Source organism: Streptomyces sp. NPDC048002 (assembly GCF_040653275.1).
GTDB lineage: Bacteria > Actinomycetota > Actinomycetes > Streptomycetales > Streptomycetaceae > Streptomyces.
The window spans coordinates 326,503-350,975 of sequence record NZ_JBEZNL010000003.1 but is presented as its reverse complement, the minus strand read 5'-3'; the positions used below and the strand labels follow the sequence as shown (position 1 = coordinate 350,975).

Sequence of the window (24,473 nt, the reverse complement as noted above, 5' to 3'; positions counted from 1 at the left end):
GGGGAGTGTTACCGCCGCGGCCGGGTCCGCGGACGCACACGGGTCCCGGTCGACAGAGGTGAGCGACCGGGACCCGCGTCCACCTCTCCCTCGCCTTTCAGCGCATGCGAAAACCCCAGGTCAGAACCGTCCGACCTGGGGTTTCAATGGAGCCGCCTTCGGGATTCGAACCCGAGACCTACGCATTACGAGGCCACGAGTGATCGTGTCACCTCATGACGACTGATGCTGCGGAATGCCGTTGTGCCTGATCAGACCACGTGCCCCGTGCTGAGTGCCGGTACCTCGTGCCGCACCGCCCAAAGGCGTCCGGCCACCCCGTGGCCACCTCGGAAGACGCCCCCATCCCTGACAGTCACCCCGCGCCACCTGTTGGGTCCGCACCATCACGGGCCCAGCTCGCGCCCCGCGTCGCAGCGCCCGCTCACACGGACGGTTCTCCGCTGTGGATGTACGCGCACGCCGCGGACGTCCAGCCGTGGAACGGCTCTGTCCGCCGTATCATGACGGCACACGGGAAGGAGCACCGTCCATGAGTGTCGACGTGATCACGCACACCGAGTTCCCCGCGGGATACGTGGTGTTCTTCGGCGCCGACGGAAAGATCATCATGACCCCGCAGAGCGAAGAGCACTCCAGCACGATCAGGTCGATGCAGATCGACTCGCTCGCCCTCGGCCGTCACGCGAAGGTCACCTCCGACGTCTACATCGACTTCCCCGCCGACGAGAACTCCGCCCCCGACCTGGCCATCCTCCGCGAGGATGCGCGCAAGGAAGGCAAGCGCTACAGCTTCGAGGACGTCCTGCTGATCTCCGAGGTCGTCTCCACGCCCTCCGCCCGCAAGGACTACGACGACTGCACCGCGAAGTACGGCCGGTACGGCATCCCGAACTACCTGATCGTGGATCCCTACGCCCGGGAAGTCGTCCTGCACACCGAGCCCACCTCCAGTGGCTACAGCACCGCCCACACCCGCGCATACGGCACCGGCAAGCTCCCCATTCCCCTGGCCGACGGCCGCACCTTCACCCTCGACCTCGACGAACTCCCCCTGCCGGACCCGGAGACCGACACTCACTGAGTCTGCGAAAACGCGCACCGAAGCAGGAAGAGGCCCGGCAGCCGGTCGGCGACTGCACGATCACCGAAGCCGCGACTGAAGAGCTCCACGCACTGGGGTGCCCGGGGTTTGGTGATCACTCCCGGGGTTTCCCTGTCCTTCCCGCCCCGTTCTGGCCCCAGGAAGGCCTGGCGGCGAAGACTGTCGGGCGGGATCTAGTTCAGGACCCGGCGACAAAAGGCGTCCAGCGCACCGACCCTGCGACGCGAAGAGGCTCTTCTCAGTCCCCCCCGTACCGTTTATCCGGTGCGCGGCATGCTCGGCCCATCACCAACGTGGTCCGCTCCGTCGTCGCCCCTGCCGCCCTCATTGCCGGCCAGGCTGAGACCGCGATCGCCGAGGCCCCGAACCCGGCCGGCCTGTGCCGGGTAGACGAGACCCTCCCGGTCGAGCAGATAGAGGCCGCCGCCCGCAAGTACGAGCTCGCCGCCGACCAGGCCCACCGCTCTGACCGCGGCGAGCGCGCAGCGAAGAAGGTCCTCGACAAGCTGCCCGCCGGTACCTACGGCACATGGCACGTCTTCCGCACCCCGTCCTCGCGGTATGCCCCGGACCTCGCCGAGATCACCCGCATCTTCAAGGCCCACGGCCTCGGCGCCGTCTCGAAGAAGGCCTGCACCCCGAGCCTCAAGGGCGAGCTCGCCGAGGCCGTACCGGTCGACGTCGATACCGCGGTCCTCGTCGCGGCCTAGCAGCCACTCAAGATCCCCAAAAAAGGCGCATTCTACGCGCTTCGCAGTAGGGCGGTAATCGGTCTCGGGGACAGCGTCGCCCGAACGGAGAAGGACGCCTGTTCCGCCTTCGCCAGGGCGACTACCACCGAAAGCAGAACGCCCTCGGCCGGTGGTTACGTCAACGGTCCCGAGGTCTGGACCCAACTCCTGCATTGAAGGAGCAAGACCATGGCGAAAACAGCAACAAGCGTTACTCCCGTCGGCGTCACCAAGCACCTAGCTTCTCTGCCGCCACAGCCCGAAGCCCTCAATCTCGACGCAGAAATGCAGGCCCGTGTCGAGCAGGACTCCGCCCGCATCATGGCTGCCGTCAACGACCCCACCACCGTGTTCGAGGTGCTCACCGCTGCGCATGGCATCCAGGTCGTGGAGTTGGAAGGTCCATTCAACGGCCTGCACGGGCACTACCTGCAGCACAAGGACGGCACCCGTCGCCTCGTTGTCCCCGCCGGACAGGCTCCCTCCACCCGTCTGCGGGCCGCACGCGCCCTCCTCGCCCACCAGGGCGTGATGCCGGTATGACCTTCTCCGACTTCGACAAGGCCACCGCCGCCACCCCCACCGCGTTCCTCGACCGGCTCGCCGCCCTCCTCCCCGAGGCGGTCGACGAGGCGATGCGGAAGGCCCTCCCGGACGTGTACACCCCCGAGAAGGCCAAGGAACTCGCGGAAGACATCTTCCTCCGCCTCCGCCAGCTGTACACCGACAAGGCCACGGAGGTGACGCTGTGACCGTCTCCGGCACGAAGCCGTCCGCCGACCACCTGATGGACACCCCCCTGCCCGTGCTCATCAACAAGACCGCCGAACTCCGCGACCTCAGCCCCGCCGACGGCACCGCCACCCTCGTCTACGACAGGCACCTCGCCAACCCCGGCACCGCCGTCTGGCTCGCCCGCATCTCGCTGCGCCAGCACGGGTACGCCGTCCGCGAGGTGATCCTCGACGGCATGGGCCCGGGCATCACTGCCCTGTTCCGGGAAGCGTCCCGGCTCCGCCTGGACGTCCACCTGGGCAGCGGCAAAGGCACTCCCAGGGTCGTCACCTACGACGACAGCCCGGCCGCCTACCAGGTCCCGGCTGGCTGGGACCTTGCGGACGCCACCGCCCGGCTGCCCGCCGCGCATGCGGCGGCTCGCCCCCACGTTGTCCGCGTACTGCGCGCCATCGACGTAGAGAAGGAGAACAACGGCGGGCGTATCGACAAGGCCCTCGGCGTGGCAGCCGGAATGATCCTCGAGACCGGGGACCCCGACCAGGTGTGGGACACGCTCACCCGTGTCCTCCGCGAGACCGGGTCCGAGCGGGCGGAGGTACCGGCATGACGACCGCCGTCAACGCCGACGCCGCCCGCATCATCGGCCAACTCCAGCAAGGGCACACCGCGATGAACGCGGCCGGGCTCGGCAGCCCCGCACTGGACGACGTCAACAACCTGCTCACCAAAATGATCGCTGAGGCTCCCGACCCGAAGTTCCGTCTCCACGAGAGCGTCGAGCTCCTCGCCCGAGAACCCCGCAAGACTGCCAAGTCCGCCTGAGCGGCTCCCCGTAGACGGCCCCGGGCTCGGAGACTCCACCGCTCGCCCTGGGCTTCGGACTCGACCATTCACCAACAAGGAGTCACACCTTGTGCAGGCCAGTACCCACCTCTTGGAGCACAGCGAGGCCGAGGGACGGTGGCACCGGGAGGAAGGGTGCGTCACCACCGCCTGACGGGCCACAGTCACTACCTGACTGCCGTGTTAGCGCTGATCGTCTCCCTCTGACGGCACTCGCTCAGCCGCGGTTGCTGTCCGTCCATCCGTGCCGGCTGTCACCGTTTCCGATGTCGACGACATGGCCGCCGGTGGTCCTGAACTTGTCGCCGCCGCCCACAGGTTGGGCTCCGTGCTTGCCCAGGCGTTCGCCCGTGCCGAAATCCTGCAGTTCTCCCCAGTGGGGAACTGCGCCGACGTTACTGGTCTCATGAGTCGCGCCCCGCCCCGGAGCAATGGACCCAGAAGGTCGACGTGAAGATCACCGACGCCGAGGCGTAACGCCAGGGGGCCGGTGAACCAACAGGTGCTCGCCGCGTACCGCAAGCGACGATCCTGCGCTCCACGTTGTCGGACAGCTACAAGCCCCGGGCTCGGCACGGCTCTCGTGCACAGCCCCGGAGTGTTCTGCCGTGCACCGCCGCTGCACACATGGCCACCCCTTGGCCACCCCACGTCACGCCCATACTGACTCACAAATCAGCGACTCTCCAAGAAACGGCAGGTCATCACCAATGCTCGACCTGAGAAATCGCCTCACCGAGCCCACAGAGTGAAACTCTGACCTACGCATTACATGCACAGCCCCAAGAGGCCCCCGACAGACACATTCCAAGGCCAAGAAAACGAAGAAACCGCAGGTCAGAGCCCTGACCTGCGGTTCACCTTGGAGCCGCCTTCGGGATTCGAACCCGAGACCTACGCATTACGAGTGCGTTGCTCTGGCCATCTGAGCTAAGGCGGCGCGCCGTACGCACTATGGTGCGATCAGCAACGTCGGTAAGTCTACACAGTTTCCGGGAGTGCTCCGCACCAGCCCCGGAAGGGTGGATTCCAGGGCTGGTGGGGCGGCTACGAGCAGCGCTTACGGTCCGCCGGCGGGGTCCCGCGCAGGAGGTACGCGTTGATCGTGCGGTCGATGCAGTCACTGCCCCGGCCGTACGCCGTGTGGCCGTCACCCTCGTAGGTCAGGAGCCGGGCCGAGGAGAGCTGCGCGGCCAGGGCGCGGGCCCAGCGGTAGGGCGTCGCCGGGTCGCGGGTGGTGCCGACGACCACGATCGGCTTCGCACCCTTCGCCTCGATGCGGTGCGGCTCCCCCGTCGGGGCGACGGGCCAGTACGCGCAGTTCAGGGAGGCCCAGGCGAGCCCCTCGCCGAAGACCGGGGAGGCCTTCTCGAACGCGGGCAGCGCCGCCTGCACCTGCTCGGGGCCGTCGAAGGCGGCGGGGAGGTCTAGGCAGTTCACGGCGGCGTTGGCGAACATCAGGTTCGAGTAGCCGCCGTCGGCGTCCCGCTCGTAGTAGCTGTCCGCGAGGAACAGCAGTCCGGCGCCGTCGTTGTCCCGCATCGCCGAGGTCAGCGCCTCGCGCAGCTGCGCCCACGCCGCCTCGTCGTACATCGCCGCGATCACGCCGATGGTGGCGAGCGACTCGCCGAGCCTGCGGCCGTCCACGTCACCGGTCAGGATCGGCCTGCGGTCCAGTTCCTCGAAGAACGCCTTGAGGTTGGCGCCGACGTCGTCGGCCTCCTTGCCCAGCGGACAGTCGGGCTGCTGGACGCAGTCCCGCGCGAACGCCCGGAACGCCGTCTCGAATCCCGCCGTCTGGTCGAGGTTCAGCCGGCGTGCGGGCAGGGACGGGTCCATCGCGCCGTCCAGCACCAGACGGCCCGCCCGCTTGGGGAACAGCCCCGCGTAGGTGGCACCGAGGAAGGTGCCGTAGGAGGCGCCCACGTAGTTGAGCCGCTCGTCGCCCAGCACCGCGCGCAGGATGTCCATGTCGCGGGCCGAATCGACGGTGGACACATGGCGCAGCAGCTTCGGCGAGTCCGCGCCGCAGCCCTCGGCGAACTTCCGGTAGGAGTCGACCAGCGCCGATTGCTCCGATCCGTCGTCGGGCGTGAGGTCGGTCTGGGTGTACGTGTCCATGTCCGGCCCGTCGAGGCATTCGACGGGCTCGCTGCGGGCTACGCCCCGGGGGTCCACGGCGACCATGTCGTAGCGCGCCCGGACCTCGGCCGGGTAGCCGATTCCGGCGTACGCCTGGAGGTAGCCGACCGCCGACCCGCCCGGCCCGCCCGGATTGACCAGCAGCGATCCGATCCGCTCGCCCGGCCCGGTGGCCTTCTTCCGGGACACGGCCAGCCTGACGTCGCCCTCCGTCGGTTTCGCGTAGTCGAGCGGGGCCCGGAGCGTGGCGCACTCGAAGTCCGGCACCCCGCAGCCGCGCCAGTTCAGCTTCTGCCCGTAGTAGGGCGCGAGGGCGTCCGGTGTCGCCTGCGGCAGCGCGGCGAGCGCGGCCTGAGCCGCCGGGCTCGCCGAACTCGTCGACCCGCCCGTGGAGCACGCGGGGACCACCAGGGCGGTGACGGCGAGGAGGACTCCGGCCGCGCGGACTCCGTGCGGGTGGGGGCGAGCGTGCGGACGACGTGACCGGTCGCCGGGGTCACGGGTCGGGTGGGGGCGCCTGATCTGCATCGGTCGAGCGTAACTCTGCGCAGCCGCACGGATGCCTTCCGTGCACGTCCCTGCTCGTTCGGATGACGTGGTCAATCTGTTGTTGATCGCGGGAGCGGGCCGGACGGGAGCGGGCGCGCGGGAGCGGGCCGGACGGCAACGGGCGCGCGGGGAACGGGGCGGGCGGAGCGGGCGCTACGGGGACGGCGGCGCCCAGTGTCAGCCGGCTGTCAGCCGGCTCTCAGCGCCATCGTCATCGCCTCCACCGCCAGCAGCGGCGCCACATTGCGGTCCAGGGCGTCCCGGCACGCGGCGATCGCCTCGATACGGCGGAGCGTGGCCTCCGGGGAGCCGGCGCGTGCCATGCGCTCCAGGGTGTCCTCGGCGTCGGCGTTGGCCATGGCCACCCGGGAGCCGAGCTGGAGGGCGAGGACGTCGCGGTAGAAGGCGGTGAGGTCGGTCAGGGCCAGGTCGAGACTGTCGCGCTGGGTCCGGGTGCGGCGGCGCTTCTGCTTGTCCTCCAGGTCCTTCATCACACCCGCGGTACCGCGCGGCAGCCGGCCGCCCTGGGCCGCGCCGAGGGCCGCCTTCAGCTCTTCGGTCTCCTTGCCGTCCATCTCCCCGGCGAGCTGCTTGGCGTCCTCGGCTGCCGCGTCGACGAGTTCCTGGGCCGCCCTGAGGCAGCCTCCGATGTCGTCGACGCGCAGCGGCAGCTTCAGCACGGCGGCCCGGCGCTCGCGGGCGGCCGGGTCCGTGGCCAGCCGCCGGGCCCGGTCGACGTGACCCTGGGTGGCGCGGGCCGCGGCGGCGGCGACGGTGGGCTCGATGCCCTCCCGCCTTACGAGCATGTCGGCGACGGCGTCGACCGAGGGCGTGCTCAGGTTCAGGTGGCGGCAGCGGGAGCGGATCGTGGGGAGCACGTCCTCGATGGAGGGCGCGCAGAGCAGCCACACCGTGCGGGGGGCCGGCTCCTCCACCGCCTTCAGGACGGCGTTGGCGGACTTCTCGTTCAGCCGCTCGGCGTCCTCGACGAGGATGACCTGCCAGCGGCCGTTGGCGGGCGAGGTGAACGACTTGCGGACGGTGTCCCGCATGTCGTCGGCGAGGATCTGGGTGCCCACCGCCGCGACGGTGGTGACGTCGGCGTGCGTGCCGACCAGGGCCGTGTGGCAGCCGTCGCAGAAGCCGCAGCCGGGGGCGCCGCCGAGGGCCCGGTCGGGGCTGACGCACTGGAGGGCGGCGGCGAAGGCCCGCGCCGCGTGGTTGCGTCCCGCGCCCGGGGGGCCCGTGAACAGCCAGGCGTGCGTCATCTTCGACGCCTCCGGGGGCGGGGCGTCGGTGGCGGCCGCGGTGACCAGGGCGTCGGCGTCCCGGGCAGCGGCGGTGAGCTGCTCGCTCACCCTCTCCTGCCCCACCAGGTCGTCCCACACGGTCATCTCGTACGCCGCCCTTTCGTCCCCAATGTCACGCGTCCCATGTCACGCGCCCCATGTCACGCGTCCGCATCTCGCGTCCCATACCCAGCGTCCGCATCTCGCGCGTGCCCATGTCTCGGTACGCCCTCCATTGTGAGGGGTCGCACTGACAGCGGGCCGCTGTCGGCCCAAAGAGGGTCGGGCCGCCCTTCCGCACGGCACGGGGCCGGGGTCGCGACCACCGTCGCGGGCCCCGGCCCCTTCCGTCTCGCGTTCCGTCAGCGCCTGCCGCGGCCGCCCCGCTCGTCGTCGTGCTCGTCGTCCCGCGGGCCCAGCAGTTCGTCCGCCAGGGACGGCAGGTCGTCCAGGGGAGTCTCCTCGGCCCAGTCGGAACGCGGCCGCCCACGCCTGCGCGCCCACGCGTCACCGCCCCGCGCGTCACCGCCCCGCGCGTCACCACCCCTTGGGTCACCGCCCCGCGCGTCACCACCCCGCGCGTCACCACCCCTTGGGTCCCCGCCCCGCGCGTCACGACCCTGCGCCTCACTCCCCCGCGGGTCGACCTGCGGCAGCTCCCGGGTCCGGTCGGCCGCCTCGTCGGACGGCCGCTCGTCGCGGAAGAACCCCGGCGGAACCCGGTCCCCGGGCCCCTCCTCGCGTACGGGAGGCAACACGGCCGTCTCGTCCGCCGCCCCGTCGCCGCGCACCGGAGGCAGCACGGCCGTCTCGTCAGCGGCTCCGGACCCCACCCGCGGCAGCACCGTCGTGGCGTCGTCCCGTGTCTCGGAGGGCCGGACCGGCGGGAGCACCGCCGTCTCGTCGGCGGCCCCCGACACGCCGTCCCGTGCCTCGGGCGCGGCCACCTGCGGCAGCTCCGTCGTGACCTCGGACTCCGAGGGGGCGGAACCCGCGCCGTCACGCGGCAGCACCGCGGTCTCGTCGGCCGGAACCTCCGCTGCTCCCCGGGCACGCGCCGCGTCCGCAGGGTTCACCACCGGCGTCGGCACGGTCGCCGCCTCCTGAGGCGCCGGGGGTGCCGCCGGAGGCGTGGGCCGCGGGCCGGTCTCGGCCGCCTTCGCCGCTCGTTCCGCCAGCCGCCGTGCCTCCTCGGCGCGCAGCAGCGCCTCCTCGGCCTTGCGCTGCTTCTCCAGGCGCCGCGCCTGGGCCTCGGCGCGCAGCCGGGCCTCCTCCTCGGCCTGCTTGCGCCGACGCTCCTCCTCCGCCCTGCGGCGGGCCTCCTCCTCGGCGCGGGCCTTCTCCTCGGCGAGCAGCCGCTCCCGCTCCTCCTCGGCGCGCCGAGCGGCCTCCTCGGCACGCAGCCGGGCCTCCTCCGCCTGCCGTTCGGCCTCGCGGCGCTGCGCCTCCTCCAGCTCGCGGCGCTTGCGCTCCTCCTCCTCGGCCCGCAGCTTGGCGAGCTGTTCCTGGCGCTCGCGCTCCAGCCGCTCCTCCTCGGCCTTGCGCCGCGCCTCCTCCTCGGCGCGCAGCCGGGCCTCTTCCTCCGCCTTGCGCCGCGCCTCCTCCTGGGCCCGGATCTCGGCCTCGGAGAGCGGCAGCGCCTGGTCGAGCCGGTGCCGGATGACGGTGGTGACGGGCTCGGGCTCCTGGCCCGCGTCCACCACCAGATAGCGCCCGGGGTCGGCGGCGGCCAGCGTCAGGAAACCGGACCGCACACGCGCGTGGAACTCGGCCGGCTCCGACTCCAGCCGGTCCGGCGCCTCGGTGAACCGCTCGCGCGCGGTCTCCGGGTCGACGTCCAGCAGGACCGTCAGATGCGGTACCAGGCCCGCGGTGGCCCAGCGGTTGATGCGGGCGATCTCCGTCGGCGACAGCTCGCGCCCCGCGCCCTGGTAGGCCACCGACGAGTCGATGTACCGGTCGGAGATGACGACCGCTCCCCGCTCCAGCGCGGGCCGGACGACCGTGTCGACGTGCTCGGCGCGGTCGGCGGCGTACAGCAGCGCCTCCGCGCGGTGGGAGAGCCCGGCGCTGGAGACGTCCAGCAGGATCGACCGCAGCCGCTTGCCGACCGGCGTCGCCCCCGGCTCGCGGGTCACGACGACCTCGTGGCCCTTGGCCCGGATCCACTCGGCGAGCGCCTCGGCCTGGGTGGACTTGCCGGCGCCGTCGCCGCCCTCCAGGGCGAGGAAGAAGCCGGACACCGCGGGCGTCTGCTCCGGATCGTCGCCGCCGAGCAGCGCGTCGCGCAGGTCGTGCCGCAGCGGCACCCCGGACCGGTCGTCGGCCTTGGCCAGCACCAGCGCGGCCACCGGCAGCAGCAGCGCGCCGGCCAGCATCAGCGTGAACGCGGCTCCGCCGTGCGCGAAGACGAACCGGCCGCTCTCCAGCCGGTGCGGGCCGATCGCGGCGGCCACCAGGGGCGCGACGACCGCGCCGAGCGCCACGAACACCCGTACGACGGCGTGCAGGTGCTCGGTGGTGCGGGGGCGCCGGAATTCCTCGGTCTCCTGGTCGAGCAGGGTGTGGCCGGTGTTGGCCGCCACACCCGCGGCCACGCCGGCCAGCGCCGCGACCAGCAGGACGGTGGTGACGTCCGGGACGAGCCCGGCGGCCAGCAGCGCCAGGCCGGTGAGCGCGATGGCGAGCGCCAGCAGGCGCCGCCGCGACAGGGACACCAGCACCTTGGGCGCCGTACGGACACCGACCACGACTCCGCCGGTCAGCGCGAGCACCAGCAGGCCGTAGAGCACCGGGCCGCCGCCGAGGTCCTTGGCGTGCAGCACCGACACGGCGACCGCGGCCGACACCGCGCCCGCGACGGACGCGCAGGCCGGGACCAGCAGCGGGATCGCGCCGGTGCGGCCCTTGTCCACGCCGGTGCCCGTCTTGGGCCGGCGCAGCCCCTCCAGCGGCGAACGCGCGCGTGGGGTGCGGGTGCCGGGCAGCTCCAGGAAGGTCACCACGGACAGGGAGGCCGCGAACAGCCCGGCCGCGACGTACGACGGGAGCGCGGCCTGGTGCTGGCCGAACCAGTCGATCCCGGCGCCCAGCAGGTTGTTGAAGAGGGCGGCGGTGACGAGCACGGCGCCCGCGAGCGGCACCGCGAGGAATCCGGTGCGCAGCGACAGGCGACGCAGCGCGTCCATGTGGTCCGGCAACGGCCGTACGGTGGCGCCCTCCAGGGGCGGGGCGGGCAGCAGCGCGGGCGCCGCGCTCTCCCGGCACACGGCCCAGAAGCGCTCGGCGACCCCGGTGACGAAGACCGTCACCAGCAGCAGGGCGAGCGCGTTGTCCGGCGTCCAGTCGATCCACAGGGGCGCGACGATGAGCAGGGCGGCGCGCAGTCCGTCCGCGCCGACCATGGTCCAGCGCCGGTCGAGCGGCCCCTCCTGCGAGGTCAGCGCGGTGAGGGGGCCCAGCAGGACGGCGCCGAAGAGCAGGGTCGCGAAGATCCGCACCCCGAAGACGGTCGCCACTGCGAACGCCGCCCCGCGGTAGCCGTCACCGAACGACCCCTCGGCGACGGCCGCCTGAAGGGCGAGCAGGACCAGCACCAGCAGGGCGAGAACGTCGCCGACACCGCCCACCAGCTGTGCGCTCCACAACCGCCGCAACTGCGGTCGGCGCAGCAGGGCGCGGACGGCACGTTCGCGGGAGTCCGCCGCCAGGGCTTCGTCGGGGGCCGTGTGGGGGGCCGTTGGCTGCTCGGCACGCGTCATGCATTCAGCCTATCGGCAGCCACCGACAGCTCGTGGGGGGCGCCCGAACGTACGCCCGCCCCGACACCAAAGAGTGATGCCGGGGCGTTCGTTTCGCGAAGCGAAGGCGCCGGAGCGGATCCGAAACCGGTCCGGATCCGAAACCGGCCCGGATCCGAAACCGGCCCGGAACCGAGCCGCCGCCGAACCCCCGCCGAGCCGGTCCGGGGCCGGGCCGAGCCGGTCCGGGGCCGGGCCGAGCCGGTCCGGAGCCGAGCCGAGCCGGTCCGGAGCCGAGCCGGTCCGGAGCCGGGCCGAGCCGGTCCGGAGCCGAGCCGGTCCGGTCCGGAGCCGAGCCGGTCCGGTCCGGAGCCGAGCCGGAGGCTCAGTCCTCCGTGGCCGGCTTGGCCGCCGTCGCCTTCTTCGCGGCCGTCTTCTTGGCCGTCGCGGTCGTCTTCTTCGCCGCGGTCTTCTTGGCGGCCGTCGCCTTCTTGGCCGGGGCCTTCTTGGCGGCGGTCTTCTTCGCCGGGGCCTTCTTCGCCGTCTTCTTGGCGGGCCCCTTGGCGCGCTTCTCGGCGAGCAGCTCGTAGCCGCGCTCGGGGGTGATGTCCTCGACGCTGTCGCCGGAGCGCAGGGTCGCGTTGGTCTCCCCGTCGGTGACGTACGGTCCGAAGCGGCCGTCCTTCACCACGACCGGACGCTCGCTGACCGGGTCGGTGCCCAGCTCCTTCAGCGGCGGCTTGGCCGCGGCCCGGCCCCGCTGCTTGGGCTGGGAGTAGATCTCCAGCGCCTCTTCGAGGGTGATCGTGAAGAGCTGCTCCTCGGCCTGGAGCGACCGGGAGTCCGTGCCCTTCTTCAGGTACGGCCCGTAGCGGCCGTTCTGCGCGGTGATCTCCACGCCCTCGGCGTCGGCGCCGACGACCCGGGGCAGCGACATCAGCTTGAGGGCGTCGTCGAGGGTCACCGTGTCCAGCGCCATCGACTTGAACAGCGAGGCCGTCCGCGGCTTCACGGCGTTCTTGCCGGTCTTCGGCGTGCCCTCGGGCAGGATCTCGGTCACGTACGGGCCGTAACGGCCGTCCTTGGCGACGATCTGGTTGCCGCTCACCGGGTCGGTGCCCAGCTCGAAGTCGCCGCTGGGCTTGGCGAGGAGTTCCTCGGCCAGCTCCACGGAGAGCTCGTCGGGCGCCAGGTCGTCGGGGATGTCGGCCCGCTGGTGCTGCTCGGTGTCCTTCTCGCCGCGCTCGATGTACGGGCCGTAGCGGCCGACACGGAGCACGATGTCGTTGCCGACCGGGAACGAGGAGACCTCGCGCGCGTCAATCGCGCCCAGGTCGGTCACCAGCTCCTTGAGGCCGCCGAGGTGGTCCCCGTCGCCGTTGCCGGCGTCGGCCGCGCCACCCGCGCCCGTGCCCTCCCCGAAGTAGAAGCGCTTCAGCCACGGCACGGACTGGGCCTCACCGCGGGCGATGCGGTCGAGGTCGTCCTCCATCTTGGCGGTGAAGTCGTAGTCGACGAGCCGCCCGAAGTGCTTCTCCAGCAGGTTGACCACGGCGAAGGAGAGGAAGGACGGCACCAGGGCCGTGCCCTTCTTGAACACGTAGCCGCGGTCGAGGATCGTGCCGATGATCGACGCGTACGTCGACGGGCGGCCGATCTCGCGCTCTTCCAGCTCCTTGACCAGGCTGGCCTCGGTGTAGCGGGCCGGCGGCTTGGTCGCGTGGCCGTCGACGGTGATCTCCTCGGCCGAGAGGGCGTCGCCCTCGGCGACCTGCGGCAGCCTGCGCTCGCGGTCGTCCAGCTCGGCGTTCGGGTCGTCCGCGCCCTCGACGTAGGCCTTCAGGAAGCCGTGGAATGTGATCGTCTTGCCGGAGGCGCTGAACTCGACGTCCCGGCCGTCGGCGGCGGTGCCGGCGATCTTCACGGTGACGCTGTTGCCGGTCGCATCCTTCATCTGGGAGGCGACGGTCCGCTTCCAGATCAGCTCGTAGAGCTTGAACTGGTCACCGGTCAGACCGGTCTCGGCGGGCGTGCGGAAACGATCACCCGAAGGACGGATCGCCTCGTGCGCCTCCTGCGCGTTCTTGACCTTCCCGGCGTAGGTGCGCGGGGCGGAGGGCAGGTAGTCGGCCCCGTAGAGCTGCGTGACCTGCGCACGAGCCGCGGCAACGGCCGTGTCGCTCAGGGTCGTGGAGTCCGTACGCATGTAGGTGATGAAGCCGTTCTCGTACAGCTTCTGCGCCACCTGCATGGTGGCCTTCGCGCCGAAGCCGAGCTTGCGGCTGGCCTCCTGCTGGAGGGTCGTCGTACGGAAGGGCGCGTAGGGCGAGCGGCGGTAGGGCTTGGACTCGACCGAGCGGACCGCGAACCGGGTCTGCTCCAGGGCGGCGGCCAGGGCGCGGGCGTTCGCCTCGTCGAGGTGGAGGGTGTTGGCGCCCTTGAGCTGACCGAGCGAGTCGAAGTCGCGGCCCTGGGCGACACGCCGGCCGTCGACGGTCTGAAGGCGCGCGACCAGCGAGGACGGGTCGGAGGAGTCCCCCGCACGACCGGTCGCGAAGGTGCCCGTCAGGTCCCAGTACTCGGCCGAACGGAACGCGATGCGCTCGCGCTCCCGCTCCACCACGAGCCGGGTGGCGACGGACTGGACACGGCCGGCCGACAGGCGCGGCATGACCTTCTTCCACAGGACCGGCGAGACCTCGTAGCCGTAGAGGCGGTCGAGGATGCGGCGGGTCTCCTGGGCGTCGACGAGCTTCTGGTTCAGCTCGCGCGGGTTGGCCACGGCGGCCTGGATCGCGGCCTTGGTGATCTCGTGGAAGACCATCCGCTTGACCGGGACCTTGGGCTTGAGGACCTCCTGGAGATGCCAGGCGATGGCCTCGCCCTCGCGGTCCTCATCGGTGGCGAGGAAGAGCTCGTCCGACTCCTTCAGGAGGTCCTTGAGCTTCTTGACCTGGGCCTTCTTGTCCGCGTTGACCACATAGATCGGCTCGAAGTCATGTTCTACGTCCACACCGAGGCGGCGGACCTCGCCGGTGTACTTCTCGGGCACCTCCGCGGCACCGCTGGGGAGGTCGCGAATGTGCCCGACGCTCGCCTCGACCACGTATCCGGGGCCGAGATAGCCCTTGATCGTCTTAGCCTTGGCAGGCGACTCGACGATGACGAGTCGGCGGCCGCCCTTCGCGGTCTCGCTGGTCGGGGACAACTTCGCTCTTCTCTCCGGTCGACGCTGGGGCCTCCCCAGGCCTTGCTCCCGGGGTCGGGTCATGGTGACGCTGCGGAGTGTGACGGTACATCCCGCCCCCGTGTCAAACGGGAAAAGCCCGCAACGGCCACTCGAACGGTAACCCGACTACCGCCATTCCTGCCGCCCGGAGTGCCCACCGGCCTTTTCGAGCCTTTCCGGAGGAGCCCCTACCGATTAACGGAGTCCCAGCTCCGAAGCGGTTCTCACAGACGGGTGAAGCACCATGCGGCGAGGACGAGCGCGATCATTCCGGCGAGGCTCGTGACGGTCGCCGATGCGACGGGGTTCACACCGTGGACCACCGGTTCGCGGTGCCGCACCCGGGCCGCCGTCCACACCAGGAGCCCTGCTCCGAACAGGGCGAACACCAGCCCCGCGAAGATCGCCGGTCCGCTCTCCATGGTGGTTGTGCCCCTTTTCTCCGCCCCCTGCGTGCCCCAGCCCCGCGAGGCTGACACGCGCGGGCGGCGTCCGGGCGAACCCGAGGTGAACGTACGGCCGACGCCGCCGTGCGCTCCGCCCGGCCGCCCGGAGCGGTCCGCGCGCGCCGTTCCCGGCGCGCGCCGGGGCGGCCCGGCACGGCTCGTTTCCGGTCGACTTCCGCTCCGCTTCCGGGGGCGGCCGCTTCTGGGCGGCCCCGGTCGTGTCCCGGAGCCATTTCCTGCCGCACAGCATGATCGCGTTCTCGGGGGACTTCTCGAAGCCCATTTCTCCGAGTGTCCGAACGTTCCGCCGGCGCGACCGCCGCCGTATCCGGCACTCCGTCCAGGGCTCAGTCCGGCACTCCGTCCGGCACTCCGTCCAGGGCTCAGTCCGGCGCTCCGTCCGGTGCAATCGGAGAAGGGCGCCGTATACGACGCCCTTCTCCCGTCCGACCCGATACCGACCCGGTATCGAGCCGCTTCGGGCCCGCCCGGGGTCAGGCCGGGTCCAGGAACCCCTGCTCCACCAGCAGCCGGATCTGCGCGGGCGTGCGGTCACGGAGCAACACGGGGTCCTCGCCCACCAGTTGGGCGATGGCGTCGAGGATGCGGCCGGCGCTGAGCGAGCCGTCGCACACGCCCGCGAACCCGGCGCCGACGGTGTCCACCTTGGTGGCCCGGCGCATCCCGCGGTTCTGGCGCAGCACGACGTGCTCGGGGTCCTCGGCGCCCGGCAGCCCGACCTGTTCCTGGACGATCTCGGCGGCGAGCCGGAAATGGCCTTCGAGGAGGGCCGCGTCGTCATTGGCGCGCAGGTAGTCGAGGCGGGCGAAGTGCGCCCGGACCGTGTCGCCGAGGGGCTGTTCGACCGGGTGCGGCCACTCCTCCACGGTGATCGAGGGCACGGCGGCGCCCGTCCTGCGCAGCGTGATCCAGCCGAAGCCCACGGCCTTCACCTTGCGCGCCTCGAACTCGTCCAGCCAGGCGTCGTAACGAGCCTGGTACGCGGCCGGGTCGCCGCGATGGTCCCCGGCGTCCCGCAGCCACAGCTCGGCGTACTGGTTGATGTCCTGCACCTCGCGCTGGACGATCCAGGCGTCGCAGCCGCGCGGCACCCACGACCTCAGCCGGTCCTGCCAGTCCTCCCCCGCGACGTGCTGCCAGTTGGCGAGGAACTGCGCGTACCCGCCCTCGTTCAGCCGCTCCCCCGCACCCTGAACGAGCGACCGGCACAGATCGTCCCCGCCCATCCCGCCGTCCCGGTACGTCAGCCGGGCGCCGGGCGAGATCACGAACGGCGGGTTGGAGACGATCAGGTCGTACTTCTCGTCGTCCCGGACCGGCCCGAACAGCGAGCCCTCGCGCAGGTCCGCGGCGGGCGCGCCGGACAGCGCGAGGGTCAGCGCGGTGATGTGCAGGGCGCGCGGGTTGAGGTCGGTGGCCGTCACGCGCGTGGCGTGCTGGGCGGCGTGCAGGGCCTGGATGCCGGACCCGGTGCCGAGGTCCAGGGCGGCCGAGACGGGCGTACGGACGGTGATGCCGGCCAGGGTCGTGGAGGCGCCTCCGACGCCGAGGACGACGCCCTCCTCGTCGCTGCCGATGCCTCCGGCGCCGCCGACCGCGCAGCCGAGGTCGGAGACGATGAACCAGTCCTCGCCCCCGGGTCCGCCGTACGGCCGTACGTCCACGGTCGCGGCGACCTCGTCGTCCCCGGCGGCCACCAGCCAGCCGGCCTCCAGGGCCTCGTCGACCGGGAGAACGCCGGCCACGCGCGCGTGCGGCACCGGCTGCTGGAGCAGGAAGAGCCGTACGAGCGTCTCCAGCGGCGTGTCCCCGCGCGTCGCCCGGAGGGCGGGCACGGTCTCGCTGCGGGCGAGCGCCGCGTACGCCGGGGCGCCGAGGAGGTCGAGCAGACCGTCGGCGGTGAAGGAGGCCCCGAGCAGGGCCTCGCGCAGCCGTGCGGCGACTTCGGGTCGGCCCGATGAGGGCAGGGCGGGCAGAGCGGGCAGCCTGGAGGTACTCACGCCCCCCATTGTGACCCGCGCCGCCCGCTCGCCGCGGCTGCTCGGCGTCAGCTCGCGGCGGCTGCTCGGCGTCAGCTCGCGGCGGAGGTCGCCCCGCTGCTCGACTTGCAGCTGGACTGGGCGGCCATGGCCTGGCCGACCTCGCCCTCCTCCAGCGTCTTGAGCGCGTTGCTGCCGCTGGTGCTCAGCTTGTTCAGCTCGGTGGCGATGTCCTTCAGGCCCGCGGCGAACTTCGCCTGGTCCTTCGTGTCGAGCTCGTCGACCTGCTTCTTCAGCGAGGTGTAGGACGCGGAGATGCCGTTGAGCTCCTTGACGGCGTCCTGCTGCTTCTTCGCGCCGTTCTCGACGTCGGGCGCGCCCGCCTTGTTCACGGCCGCACCGATCGCCTTGTAGGCGTCGGACATGTCCTGGAATGCCTGCGAGTCGGTCTTCTGGACCGCCTCCGGCGTGCTGTTGTCGGAGGTCTCCTTCTGGATCGCGGCGTTGGCCGCCTCGATCTTCTTCGCCTGCGGCTGCACCGCGTCGCAGACCTGCTTGGCCCAGGCATCCAGCTTGTCGTTGCCGTCGTCGCTGCTGCATCCCGACAGCGCCAGTACCAGTACCGCACCGCCGGACAGTGCGGCCGCGAGCTTCTTGTTCACCGGATTGGTCCCTTCACATGGCTCTCGGCCCCGGAACATACACGGCGGATGGCGTACAACCGCATTCCGGACGCCCGAAAGAGACCTGTTTGTCACCTTTCGCGCCAGGCGAGAGAAGGCTCACGGCCAGGGCGTGAACGGACACGGAACGGGCGGACGGCGCGCCAACACGCGCCGTCCGCCCGTCCGTTGAGCCGGAACCTGCCGGGTTCCCGCCGGGTTCCCGCCGGATTCCCGTCAGGTTCTCGCCGGGTTCCCGTCAGGGGGCTACGAAACCACCGCCGGATCCGGCGACTTGGCCGCCCGCTCGGCGTTGCCGTCGTCGCCCATCGCGATCCCGCGCCGCTTGGAGAGGTACACCGAGATCGCGATCACCAGGAACGCGAGCACCGCGATCAGCACCCTGGCCGCGATGTTCTTGTCGTCGCCGTAGGAGAAGTCGATCACCGCGGGCGCGATCAGCAGCGCCACCAGGTTCATCACCTTCAGCAGCGGGTTGATCGCGGGGCCCGCCGTGTCCTTGAAGGGGTCGCCCACCGTGTCGCCGATCACCGTGGCGGCGTGGGCCTCGCTGCCCTTGCCGCCGTAGTGACCGTCCTCGACGAGTTTCTTGGCGTTGTCCCAGGCGCCGCCGGAGTTGGCGAGGAACACCGCCATCAGCGTGCCCGCGCCGATCGCGCCGGCGAGGAAGGCGCCGAGGGGTCCGACACCGAGCGTGAACCCGATGAAGATCGGCGCCATCACGGCCAGCAGTCCGGGGGTCGCGAGTTCCCGGAGCGCGTCCCTGGTGCAGATGTCGACGACCTTGCCGTACTCCGGTTTCTCGGTGTAGTCCATGATCCCGGGCTTCTCGCGGAACTGCCGCCGCACCTCGTAGACCACCGAACCGGCCGACCGGGAGACGGCGTTGACGGCGAGTCCGGAGAAGAGGAAGACGACCGCCGCGCCGGCGATGAGACCGACGAGGTTGTTGGGCTGCGAGATGTCCATCATCAGGCTCAGCGGGGCGCCGTCGCCGGAGAGCTTCTCGCCCACGTCCGCCGCGCCGGTGGTGATGGCGTCGCGGTACGAGCCGAAGAGCGCCGCCGCCGCGAGGACCGCGGTGGCGATGGCGATGCCCTTGGTGATGGCCTTGGTGGTGTTGCCGACGGCGTCCAGGTTGGTGAGCACCTGGGCGCCGGCGCCCTCCACGTCGCCGGACATCTCGGCGATGCCCTGGGCGTTGTCGGAGACCGGCCCGAAGGTGTCCATCGCGACGATCACGCCGACCGTGGTGAGCAGACCGGTGCCGGCCAGCGCCACCGCGAACAGCGCGAGCATGATCGAGGTGCCGCCGAGCAGGAAGGCCCCGTAGACGCCGAGGCCGATCAGCAGGGCGGTGTAGACGGCCGACTCCAGGCCGACCGAGACACCGGCGAGGACGACGGTGGCCGGGCCGGTGAGCGAGCTCTTGCCGATGTCCTTGACGGGCCGGCGGGTGGTCTCGGTGAAGTAGCCGGTCAGCTGCTGGATCACGGCGGCGAGCAGGATGCCGATCGCCACGGCGACGAGCGCGAGGATCCGCGGGTCGCCGCTCTTGCCCTGGACGGCGGCGTCGGTGACACCTTCCAGGTCGGCGTAGGACGACGGCAGGTAGACGTAGACCGCCACGGCCACCAGCACCAGTGAGATCACCGCGGAGACGAAGAAGCCGCGGTTGATCGCCGTCATGCCGCTGCGGTCGCTGCGGCGCGGGGCCACGGCGAAGATGCCGATCATGGCCGTGACAACGCCGATCGCGGGCACCAGCAGCGGGAAGGCGAGGCCCGCGTCGCCGAAGGCGGCCGTACCGAGGATGAGCGCGGCCACCAGGGTCACCGCGTACGACTCGAAGAGGTCGGCCGCCATGCCCGCGCAGTCGCCGACGTTGTCGCCCACATTGTCGGCGATGGTCGCGGCATTGCGCGGATCGTCCTCCGGAATGCCCTGCTCGACCTTGCCGACCAGGTCGGCGCCGACGTCGGCGGCCTTGGTGAAGATGCCGCCCCCGACACGCATGAACATGGCGATGAGGGCGGCGCCGAGGCCGAACCCCTCCAGCACCTTCGGCGCGTCGGCCGCGTACACCAGCACCACGCAGGAAGCGCCCAGCAGACCGAGCCCCACCGTGAACATGCCGACGACGCCGCCCGTGCGGAAAGCGATCTTCATTGCTTTGTGCGAGACGGCGGTGAGGTCCTTTTCCGGCTCACCCTCGGCCGGAGTGGCTTCCCTGGCCGCCGCGGCGACCCGCACATTGCTGCGCACGGCGAGCCACATGCCGATATACCCGGTGGCCGCCGAGAACGCCGCGCCGATCAAGAAGAACACCGATCGGCCGATCCGCTGATTCCAGTCGTCCGCGGGCAGCAGCAGGAGCAGGAAGAACACGACCACCGCGAATACGCCGAGTGTGCGCAACTGCCGGGCCAGATAGGCGTTCGCGCCTTCCTGGACCGCCGCGGCGATCTCCTTCATGCTGTCGGTGCCCTCGCCCGCGGCGAGCACCTGACGCACCAGCACGCCCGCGACCACCAGTGCGGCCAGCGCGATCACGCCGATGACCACGACCATGGCGCGGTTGCCGTCGGTCAGGACCGCGGCTGCGAGGGTTGTGGAGTGATCCAACTGATGAGGGGTAGAAAGCCCCGCCATTCGTCCTCCTTGACGCTTGGGCTGAGCTCAAGATGTGGACGGATTGTAGGTACCGGAACCTGATCAAAACAGTGCGCGGTTAACAGAATTGGTCTTCGTGAGCTCTTGAGCAAATGATCGCCCACGACCGCGGAGCCCGAAAGTTGTAATGACCCAAAAGCATTCACCGCGGGAATCCGCACGGCAGGGAGCTGATCCATTGCCGGACGCCCGGTCGTGAAGGAATTCACGAAATACCGAAGGGCCCTGCCTGAGGCAGGGCCCTTCGGGTGAATCATGTCTTGCGGAAGCCGCCCTCGCGCCACTGGCGCGAGGGGTTCAGGCGAGTTCGGCGACCGCCGGAGTCGTCGGCCAGGTCATACGGATCAGGCCGCCGTGCGCGCCGGCGGAGACCTCCACGTCGTCGACGAGGCCGCTGATGACCGCGAGGCCCATCTCGTCCTCCTCGGCCTCCGCGTCCTCGCCCGCGACGCCCGGCGCCCGGTCACCCGGGGCGGAACGCGGCGCCTCGTCGCCGACCTCGATGGAGAACTGCTTCTCCTCCTCGATCAGCACCACCTTCACCGGTGCCGTGACCCCACCGAGCTGGTGGAGTCCTACGGCACGGCTGCACGCCTCACCGACCGCGAGGCGCACCTCGTCGAGGACGGCCTCGTCCACTCCGGCCCTGCGCGCCACCGCTGCCGCCACCAGTCGGGCGGTCCTGACGTGCTCGGGCAGCGCGCTGAAGCGGAGTTCAACGGTGGCCATGCATCCCCCTCGGAACTACGGGCGTGCTGTCCGGAGGACCGGGCGGCCGAAGCCCCGGTCCCCCTTCTTGAACTTCTTCCGCCCCGGGGACGGCGCCCCGGGACCGGAGTCAGTCGGTGGCCGCCACCGCTTCCTCGACCGAGGTGTGGATCGGGAACACCTTGGTGAGGCCGGTGATGCGGAAGATCTTCAAAATGCGCTCCTGGTTGCAGACCAGGCGCAGCGAGCCCTCATGGGCACGCACCCGCTTCAGGCCGCCGACCAGCACGCCGAGCCCGGTGGAGTCGAGGAAGTCCACGCCCTCCATGTCGACGACGAGGTGGAAACTCCCGTCGTTCACCAGCTCGACCAGCTGCTCGCGCAACTTGGGCGCGGTATATACGTCGATTTCTCCACCGACCTCGACGACCGTACGATCGCCGACGGTACGGGTCGACAGGGACAGGTCCACGGATCCTCCAGCACCTTGCTATCGAGCGGTCGCCCCTTGGGGACACCTCGGCTTGCAGCCCCCAGGACGGTTCGCCAGCCGCGATGGCATTCAATCACTTACCGGCAGGCGTGCACGACGCCTTGGTCCCATTGTCCGTCACGCCAGTGACACACTCGGTGCCGATGGCCAAGAATCATCGATCCGACAGATCCCTGACGGGCCCCGTTTCCCGGGCGAACCCGGGCACGGTGCTGGACCGGCTCGCCTCGGGGACGAACCGGGCTTCGCGCATCACTCATACGGAGCATGTGCCCCCGCGTGCGGGTCGTCATGCCGTCTGGCCGGACCGGATCCGCTCCGAGGTGATCGCCGCCGTGCAGGCCGCCGGCGTCGACCACCCCTGGGCCCACCAGGCACGCGCCGCCGAGCACGCCCTGGACGGCGAGTCGGTGGTCGTCGCCACCGGCACCGCCTCGGGCAAGTCGCTGGCCTACCTGGTGCCGGTCCTCTCGGCCCTGCTGGACGGCTCCGAGGCCCCCAACGGCCGCGGTGCCACCGCGCTGTACCTGGCCCCGACGAAGGCGCTCGCGGCGGACCAGCGCCGTTCCGTGAAGGAACTTTCACAACCGTTGGGCAATTCCGTTCGATCGGCCGTGTACGACGGCGACACGCCCTTCGAGGAACGCGAATGGATCCGCCAGTACGCCAACTACGTCCTCACCAACCCGGACATGCTGCACCGCGGCATCCTGCCCTCCCACCCTCGCTGGTCCTCCTTCCTGAAGTCGCTGAAGTACGTCGTCATCGACGAGTGCCACACCTACCGGGGCGTCTTCGGCTCGCACGTCGCACAAGTCCTGCGCCGACTACGCCGTCTGTGTAACCGGTACGGCGCCTCCCCGGTCTTCCTGCTCGCCTCGGCGACCGCTGCGGAGCCCTCGGTGGCCGCCCGCCGCCTCACCGGCCTGCCCGTGGTGGAGGTCGCCGACGACGCCTCACCACGCGGGGAACTGGTGTTCGCCCTCTGGGAGCCCCCGCTCACCGAGATGCAGGGCGAGAAGGGCGCCCCGGTCCGCCGCACCGCCACCGCCGAGACGGCCGACCTCCTGACCGACCTCGCCGTACAGGGCGTGCGCACGGTCGCGTTCGTCCGCTCCCGGCGCGGCGCCGAGCTGATCTCGGTGATCGCGCAGGAGCGCCTCGGCGAGGTCGACCGCTCGCTCGCCCGCCGGGTGGCCGCCTACCGCGGCGGCTACCTCCCCGAGGAGCGCCGCGCCCTCGAACAGGCGCTGCACTCCGGAGAACTCCTGGGGCTCGCCGCGACCACCGCCCTGGAACTCGGCATCGACGTCTCCGGACTGGACGCCGTCCTCATCGCCGGCTACCCGGGCACCCGCGCCTCGCTCTGGCAACAGGCCGGCCGGGCCGGGCGCTCCGGCCAGGGCGCCCTGGCGGTGCTGGTGGCCCGGGACGACCCGCTGGACACCTTCCTCGTCCACCACCCCGAGGCCCTCTTCGACCAGCCCGTGGAGTCCACGGTCCTGGACCCCGACAACCCCTACGTCCTCGCCCCGCACTTGTGCGCGGCGGCGGCTGAACTCCCACTGGTGGAAGAGGACTTGCAGCTCTTCGGACCCGCCTGCGAGGAACTGCTCCCGCAGTTGGAGGCCGCGAAGCTGCTGCGCCGCCGCACGAAGGCCTGGCACTGGACGCGCCGGGAACGGGCCGCCGACCTCACCGACATCCGCGGCGGGGGCGGGCGCCCGGTCCAGATCGTCGAGTCCGGCACGGGCAGACTGCTCGGCACGGTCGACGCGGGCGCCGCCCACACCACGGTCCACGAGGGCGCCGTCCACCTGCACCAGGGGCGGACCTACCTGGTGCGCTCCCTGGACCTGGAGGACTCGGTCGCCCTGGTCCAGGAGGCGGCACCCTCGTACTCCACGGTCGCCCGCGACACCACCTCGATCTCCGTCCTGGAGACGGACACCGAGATCCCCTGGGGCGACGGGCGCCTCTGCTACGGCTCCGTCGAGGTCACCAACCAGGTCGTCTCCTACCTGCGCCGACGGGTGATCACCGGCGAGGTCCTGGGCGAGACGAAGCTCGACCTCCCGCCCCGCACCCTGCGCACCCGCGCGGTGTGGTGGACGGTCACCGAGGACCAGCTCGACGCGGCCCGGATCACCCCGGAGATCCTCGGCGGCGCCCTGCACGCCGCCGAGCACGCCTCGATCGGCCTGCTGCCCCTCTTCGCGACCTGCGACCGCTGGGACATCGGCGGCGTCTCCGTCCCCCTGCACCCGGACACCCTCCTGCCGACCGTCTTCGTGTACGACGGGCACCCCGGGGGCGCGGGTTTCGCCGAGCGCGCCTTCCACACCGCCCGCTCCTGGCTGTCCGCCACCCGTGAGGCCATCGCCTCCTGCGAGTGCGAGGCCGGCTGCCCCTCCTGCATCCAGTCCCCCAAGTGCGGCAACGGCAACGATCCGCTGCACAAGCGGGGTGCGGTACGACTGCTCACGGAACTGCTGCGCGGCGCCCCGGAGAAGCCTCCGGAGGCACAGCGGGGTGAGCAGTCCGAGATGCCTCCGGAGACGCAGCCCGGGGAACAGTCCGAGGTGCCTCCCGAGACACAGCCTGAGGAACAGTCCCAGATGCCTCCCGAGACACAACCCGGGGAACAGTCCCAGATGCCCCCCGAGACACAACCCGGGGAACAGTCCCCGAGGCAGGGGGAGACGCGGCCCGAGGAACAGTCCCAGGGGCAGGGGGAGACGCGGCCGGAGGGCCCGCCCTCGCCCTGACCTCGGCCTCGAACGGGCCCCGGCCCGCCGCCGCGGTCACGTCCGAGACGTCGCCCACCAACGCGCACCGCACCAGCCGGGTCCCCTGGGCCCGGGCCACCCCGTCCGCCCGTGCACAGGCGGCCCGGGGGCCCTCCGCCCAGTGGTCGGCCGCCGCGAGCGCGGCCAGATCGGCACCGCCGGCCGCCCGGTGCCGGGTGACCACGGCCTGCCCGAGGGCGAGCACCACTCCGAAGACCACGCAGAGTACGGCGACCGCCCCGACGGTCCAGACAGTGGCGGAACCCCGGTCGGCAGTCCGGCGTTCGGCCCCACCGATGCCGGTGCCGGTGGGGG

The 24,473-nt window shown here is 71.4% G+C and carries 17 protein-coding genes, 1 tRNA gene and 1 pseudogene; 7 read left to right on the top strand and 12 right to left on the bottom strand.

Annotated features, from left to right (window positions below; genetic code table 11):
• Positions 1-532: 532 nt before the first annotated feature.
• The 6 genes from AB0E07_RS07355 (at position 533) to AB0E07_RS07330 (ending at position 3,396) form a co-directional block, all read left to right on the top strand.
• Complete coding sequence (locus AB0E07_RS07355; RefSeq protein WP_362247351.1) at positions 533-1,084, top strand: Uma2 family endonuclease; 552 nt, start codon at positions 533-535, stop codon at positions 1,082-1,084.
• Positions 1,085-1,398: 314 nt separating this feature from the next.
• Positions 1,399-1,815, top strand: a complete 417-nt coding sequence (locus tag AB0E07_RS07350; protein WP_362247350.1) for a hypothetical protein — start codon at positions 1,399-1,401, stop codon at positions 1,813-1,815.
• Positions 1,816-2,025: 210 nt separating this feature from the next.
• A complete protein-coding gene (locus AB0E07_RS07345) occupies positions 2,026-2,379 on the top strand; it encodes a hypothetical protein (RefSeq protein WP_362247349.1) in 354 nt (117 codons plus the stop codon).
• A complete protein-coding gene (locus AB0E07_RS07340) occupies positions 2,376-2,588 on the top strand; it encodes a hypothetical protein (protein WP_362247348.1) in 213 nt (70 codons plus the stop codon). The genes AB0E07_RS07345 and AB0E07_RS07340 overlap by 4 nt, the downstream gene beginning before the upstream one ends.
• Entirely contained in the window at positions 2,585-3,181 is a 597-nt protein-coding gene (locus tag AB0E07_RS07335; RefSeq protein ID WP_362247347.1) for a hypothetical protein, read from the top strand. Before AB0E07_RS07340 ends, AB0E07_RS07335 begins: the two co-directional genes overlap by 4 nt.
• On the top strand, positions 3,178-3,396 hold the full coding sequence (locus AB0E07_RS07330) for a hypothetical protein (protein WP_362247346.1): 219 nt from the start codon (positions 3,178-3,180) through the stop codon (positions 3,394-3,396). The genes AB0E07_RS07335 and AB0E07_RS07330 overlap by 4 nt, the downstream gene beginning before the upstream one ends.
• A gap of 884 nt (positions 3,397-4,280) precedes the next feature.
• Here the strand turns inward: AB0E07_RS07330 and AB0E07_RS07325 are convergent.
• The 11 genes from AB0E07_RS07325 to bldG all read right to left on the bottom strand — a co-directional run bounded on the left by AB0E07_RS07325 (position 4,281) and on the right by bldG (position 21,348).
• Positions 4,281-4,357, bottom strand: a tRNA-Thr gene (locus AB0E07_RS07325).
• 107 nt (positions 4,358-4,464) lie between these two features.
• Positions 4,465-6,087, bottom strand: coding sequence for an alpha/beta hydrolase (locus AB0E07_RS07320; RefSeq protein WP_362247345.1), 1,623 nt, complete (start codon positions 6,085-6,087; stop codon positions 4,465-4,467).
• Between the two features lie 209 nt (positions 6,088-6,296).
• Positions 6,297-7,502: a DNA polymerase III subunit delta' gene (locus tag AB0E07_RS07315; RefSeq protein ID WP_362247344.1), complete on the bottom strand. Its 1,206-nt coding sequence runs from the start codon at positions 7,500-7,502 to the stop codon at positions 6,297-6,299.
• 257 nt (positions 7,503-7,759) lie between these two features.
• A complete protein-coding gene (gene tmk, locus AB0E07_RS07310) occupies positions 7,760-11,158 on the bottom strand; it encodes a dTMP kinase (RefSeq protein ID WP_362247343.1) in 3,399 nt (1,132 codons plus the stop codon).
• Positions 11,159-11,522: 364 nt separating this feature from the next.
• The gene (gene topA / locus AB0E07_RS07305) at positions 11,523-14,345 is read right to left on the bottom strand and encodes a type I DNA topoisomerase (protein ID WP_362247342.1); all 2,823 of its coding nucleotides are present in this window, start codon (positions 14,343-14,345) and stop codon (positions 11,523-11,525) included.
• A gap of 245 nt (positions 14,346-14,590) precedes the next feature.
• Positions 14,591-14,788 (bottom strand): hypothetical protein, encoded by a 198-nt coding sequence (locus AB0E07_RS07300; RefSeq protein WP_362247341.1) that lies wholly within the window; start codon positions 14,786-14,788, stop codon positions 14,591-14,593.
• A gap of 518 nt (positions 14,789-15,306) precedes the next feature.
• Positions 15,307-16,833: a methyltransferase gene (locus AB0E07_RS07295; protein WP_362247340.1), complete on the bottom strand. Its 1,527-nt coding sequence runs from the start codon at positions 16,831-16,833 to the stop codon at positions 15,307-15,309.
• Positions 16,834-16,904: 71 nt separating this feature from the next.
• The gene (locus tag AB0E07_RS07290; protein ID WP_362247339.1) at positions 16,905-17,513 is read right to left on the bottom strand and encodes a small secreted protein; all 609 of its coding nucleotides are present in this window, start codon (positions 17,511-17,513) and stop codon (positions 16,905-16,907) included.
• Positions 17,514-17,741: 228 nt separating this feature from the next.
• Positions 17,742-20,147, bottom strand: coding sequence for a sodium-translocating pyrophosphatase (locus tag AB0E07_RS07285; RefSeq protein ID WP_362247338.1), 2,406 nt, complete (start codon positions 20,145-20,147; stop codon positions 17,742-17,744).
• A 318-nt stretch (positions 20,148-20,465) separates the two neighbouring features.
• The gene (locus AB0E07_RS07280) at positions 20,466-20,897 is read right to left on the bottom strand and encodes an ATP-binding protein (protein ID WP_362247337.1); all 432 of its coding nucleotides are present in this window, start codon (positions 20,895-20,897) and stop codon (positions 20,466-20,468) included.
• Positions 20,898-21,006: 109 nt separating this feature from the next.
• A complete protein-coding gene (gene bldG, locus AB0E07_RS07275; protein WP_003975386.1) occupies positions 21,007-21,348 on the bottom strand; it encodes an anti-sigma factor antagonist BldG in 342 nt (113 codons plus the stop codon).
• An 83-nt stretch (positions 21,349-21,431) separates the two neighbouring features.
• Between bldG and AB0E07_RS07270 the strand changes: the two genes are divergently transcribed.
• Positions 21,432-24,137 carry a DEAD/DEAH box helicase gene (locus AB0E07_RS07270; RefSeq protein WP_362247336.1) on the top strand — a complete coding sequence of 902 codons (2,706 nt, stop codon included), beginning with the start codon at positions 21,432-21,434 and terminating at the stop codon, positions 24,135-24,137.
• On the opposite strand, the pseudogene AB0E07_RS07265 reads toward AB0E07_RS07270, so the two are convergent.
• Positions 24,115-24,456, bottom strand: a pseudogene (locus tag AB0E07_RS07265) (Rv3654c family TadE-like protein); the annotation flags it as partial. The gene AB0E07_RS07270 and the pseudogene AB0E07_RS07265 overlap by 23 nt on opposite strands.
• Positions 24,457-24,473 lie beyond the last annotated feature (17 nt).

Bases quoted from the DNA above. Each gene is read 5' to 3' on its own strand.
- AB0E07_RS07355 (WP_362247351.1), top strand. From the start codon at position 533: ATGAGTGTCGACGTGATCACGCACACCGAGTTCCCCGCGGGATACGTG.
- AB0E07_RS07345 (WP_362247349.1), top strand. From the start codon at position 2,026: ATGGCGAAAACAGCAACAAGCGTTACTCCCGTCGGCGTCACCAAGCAC.
- AB0E07_RS07340 (WP_362247348.1), top strand. From the start codon at position 2,376: ATGACCTTCTCCGACTTCGACAAGGCCACCGCCGCCACCCCCACCGCG.
- AB0E07_RS07330 (WP_362247346.1), top strand. From the start codon at position 3,178: ATGACGACCGCCGTCAACGCCGACGCCGCCCGCATCATCGGCCAACTC.
- AB0E07_RS07320 (WP_362247345.1), bottom strand. From the start codon at position 6,087: ATGCAGATCAGGCGCCCCCACCCGACCCGTGACCCCGGCGACCGGTCA.
- AB0E07_RS07315 (WP_362247344.1), bottom strand. From the start codon at position 7,502: ATGACCGTGTGGGACGACCTGGTGGGGCAGGAGAGGGTGAGCGAGCAG.
- tmk (WP_362247343.1), bottom strand. From the start codon at position 11,158: ATGACGCGTGCCGAGCAGCCAACGGCCCCCCACACGGCCCCCGACGAA.
- AB0E07_RS07300 (WP_362247341.1), bottom strand. From the start codon at position 14,788: ATGGAGAGCGGACCGGCGATCTTCGCGGGGCTGGTGTTCGCCCTGTTC.
- AB0E07_RS07290 (WP_362247339.1), bottom strand. From the start codon at position 17,513: ATGTTCCGGGGCCGAGAGCCATGTGAAGGGACCAATCCGGTGAACAAG.
- AB0E07_RS07285 (WP_362247338.1), bottom strand. From the start codon at position 20,147: ATGGCGGGGCTTTCTACCCCTCATCAGTTGGATCACTCCACAACCCTC.
- AB0E07_RS07280 (WP_362247337.1), bottom strand. From the start codon at position 20,897: ATGGCCACCGTTGAACTCCGCTTCAGCGCGCTGCCCGAGCACGTCAGG.
- AB0E07_RS07270 (WP_362247336.1), top strand. From the start codon at position 21,432: ATGGCATTCAATCACTTACCGGCAGGCGTGCACGACGCCTTGGTCCCA.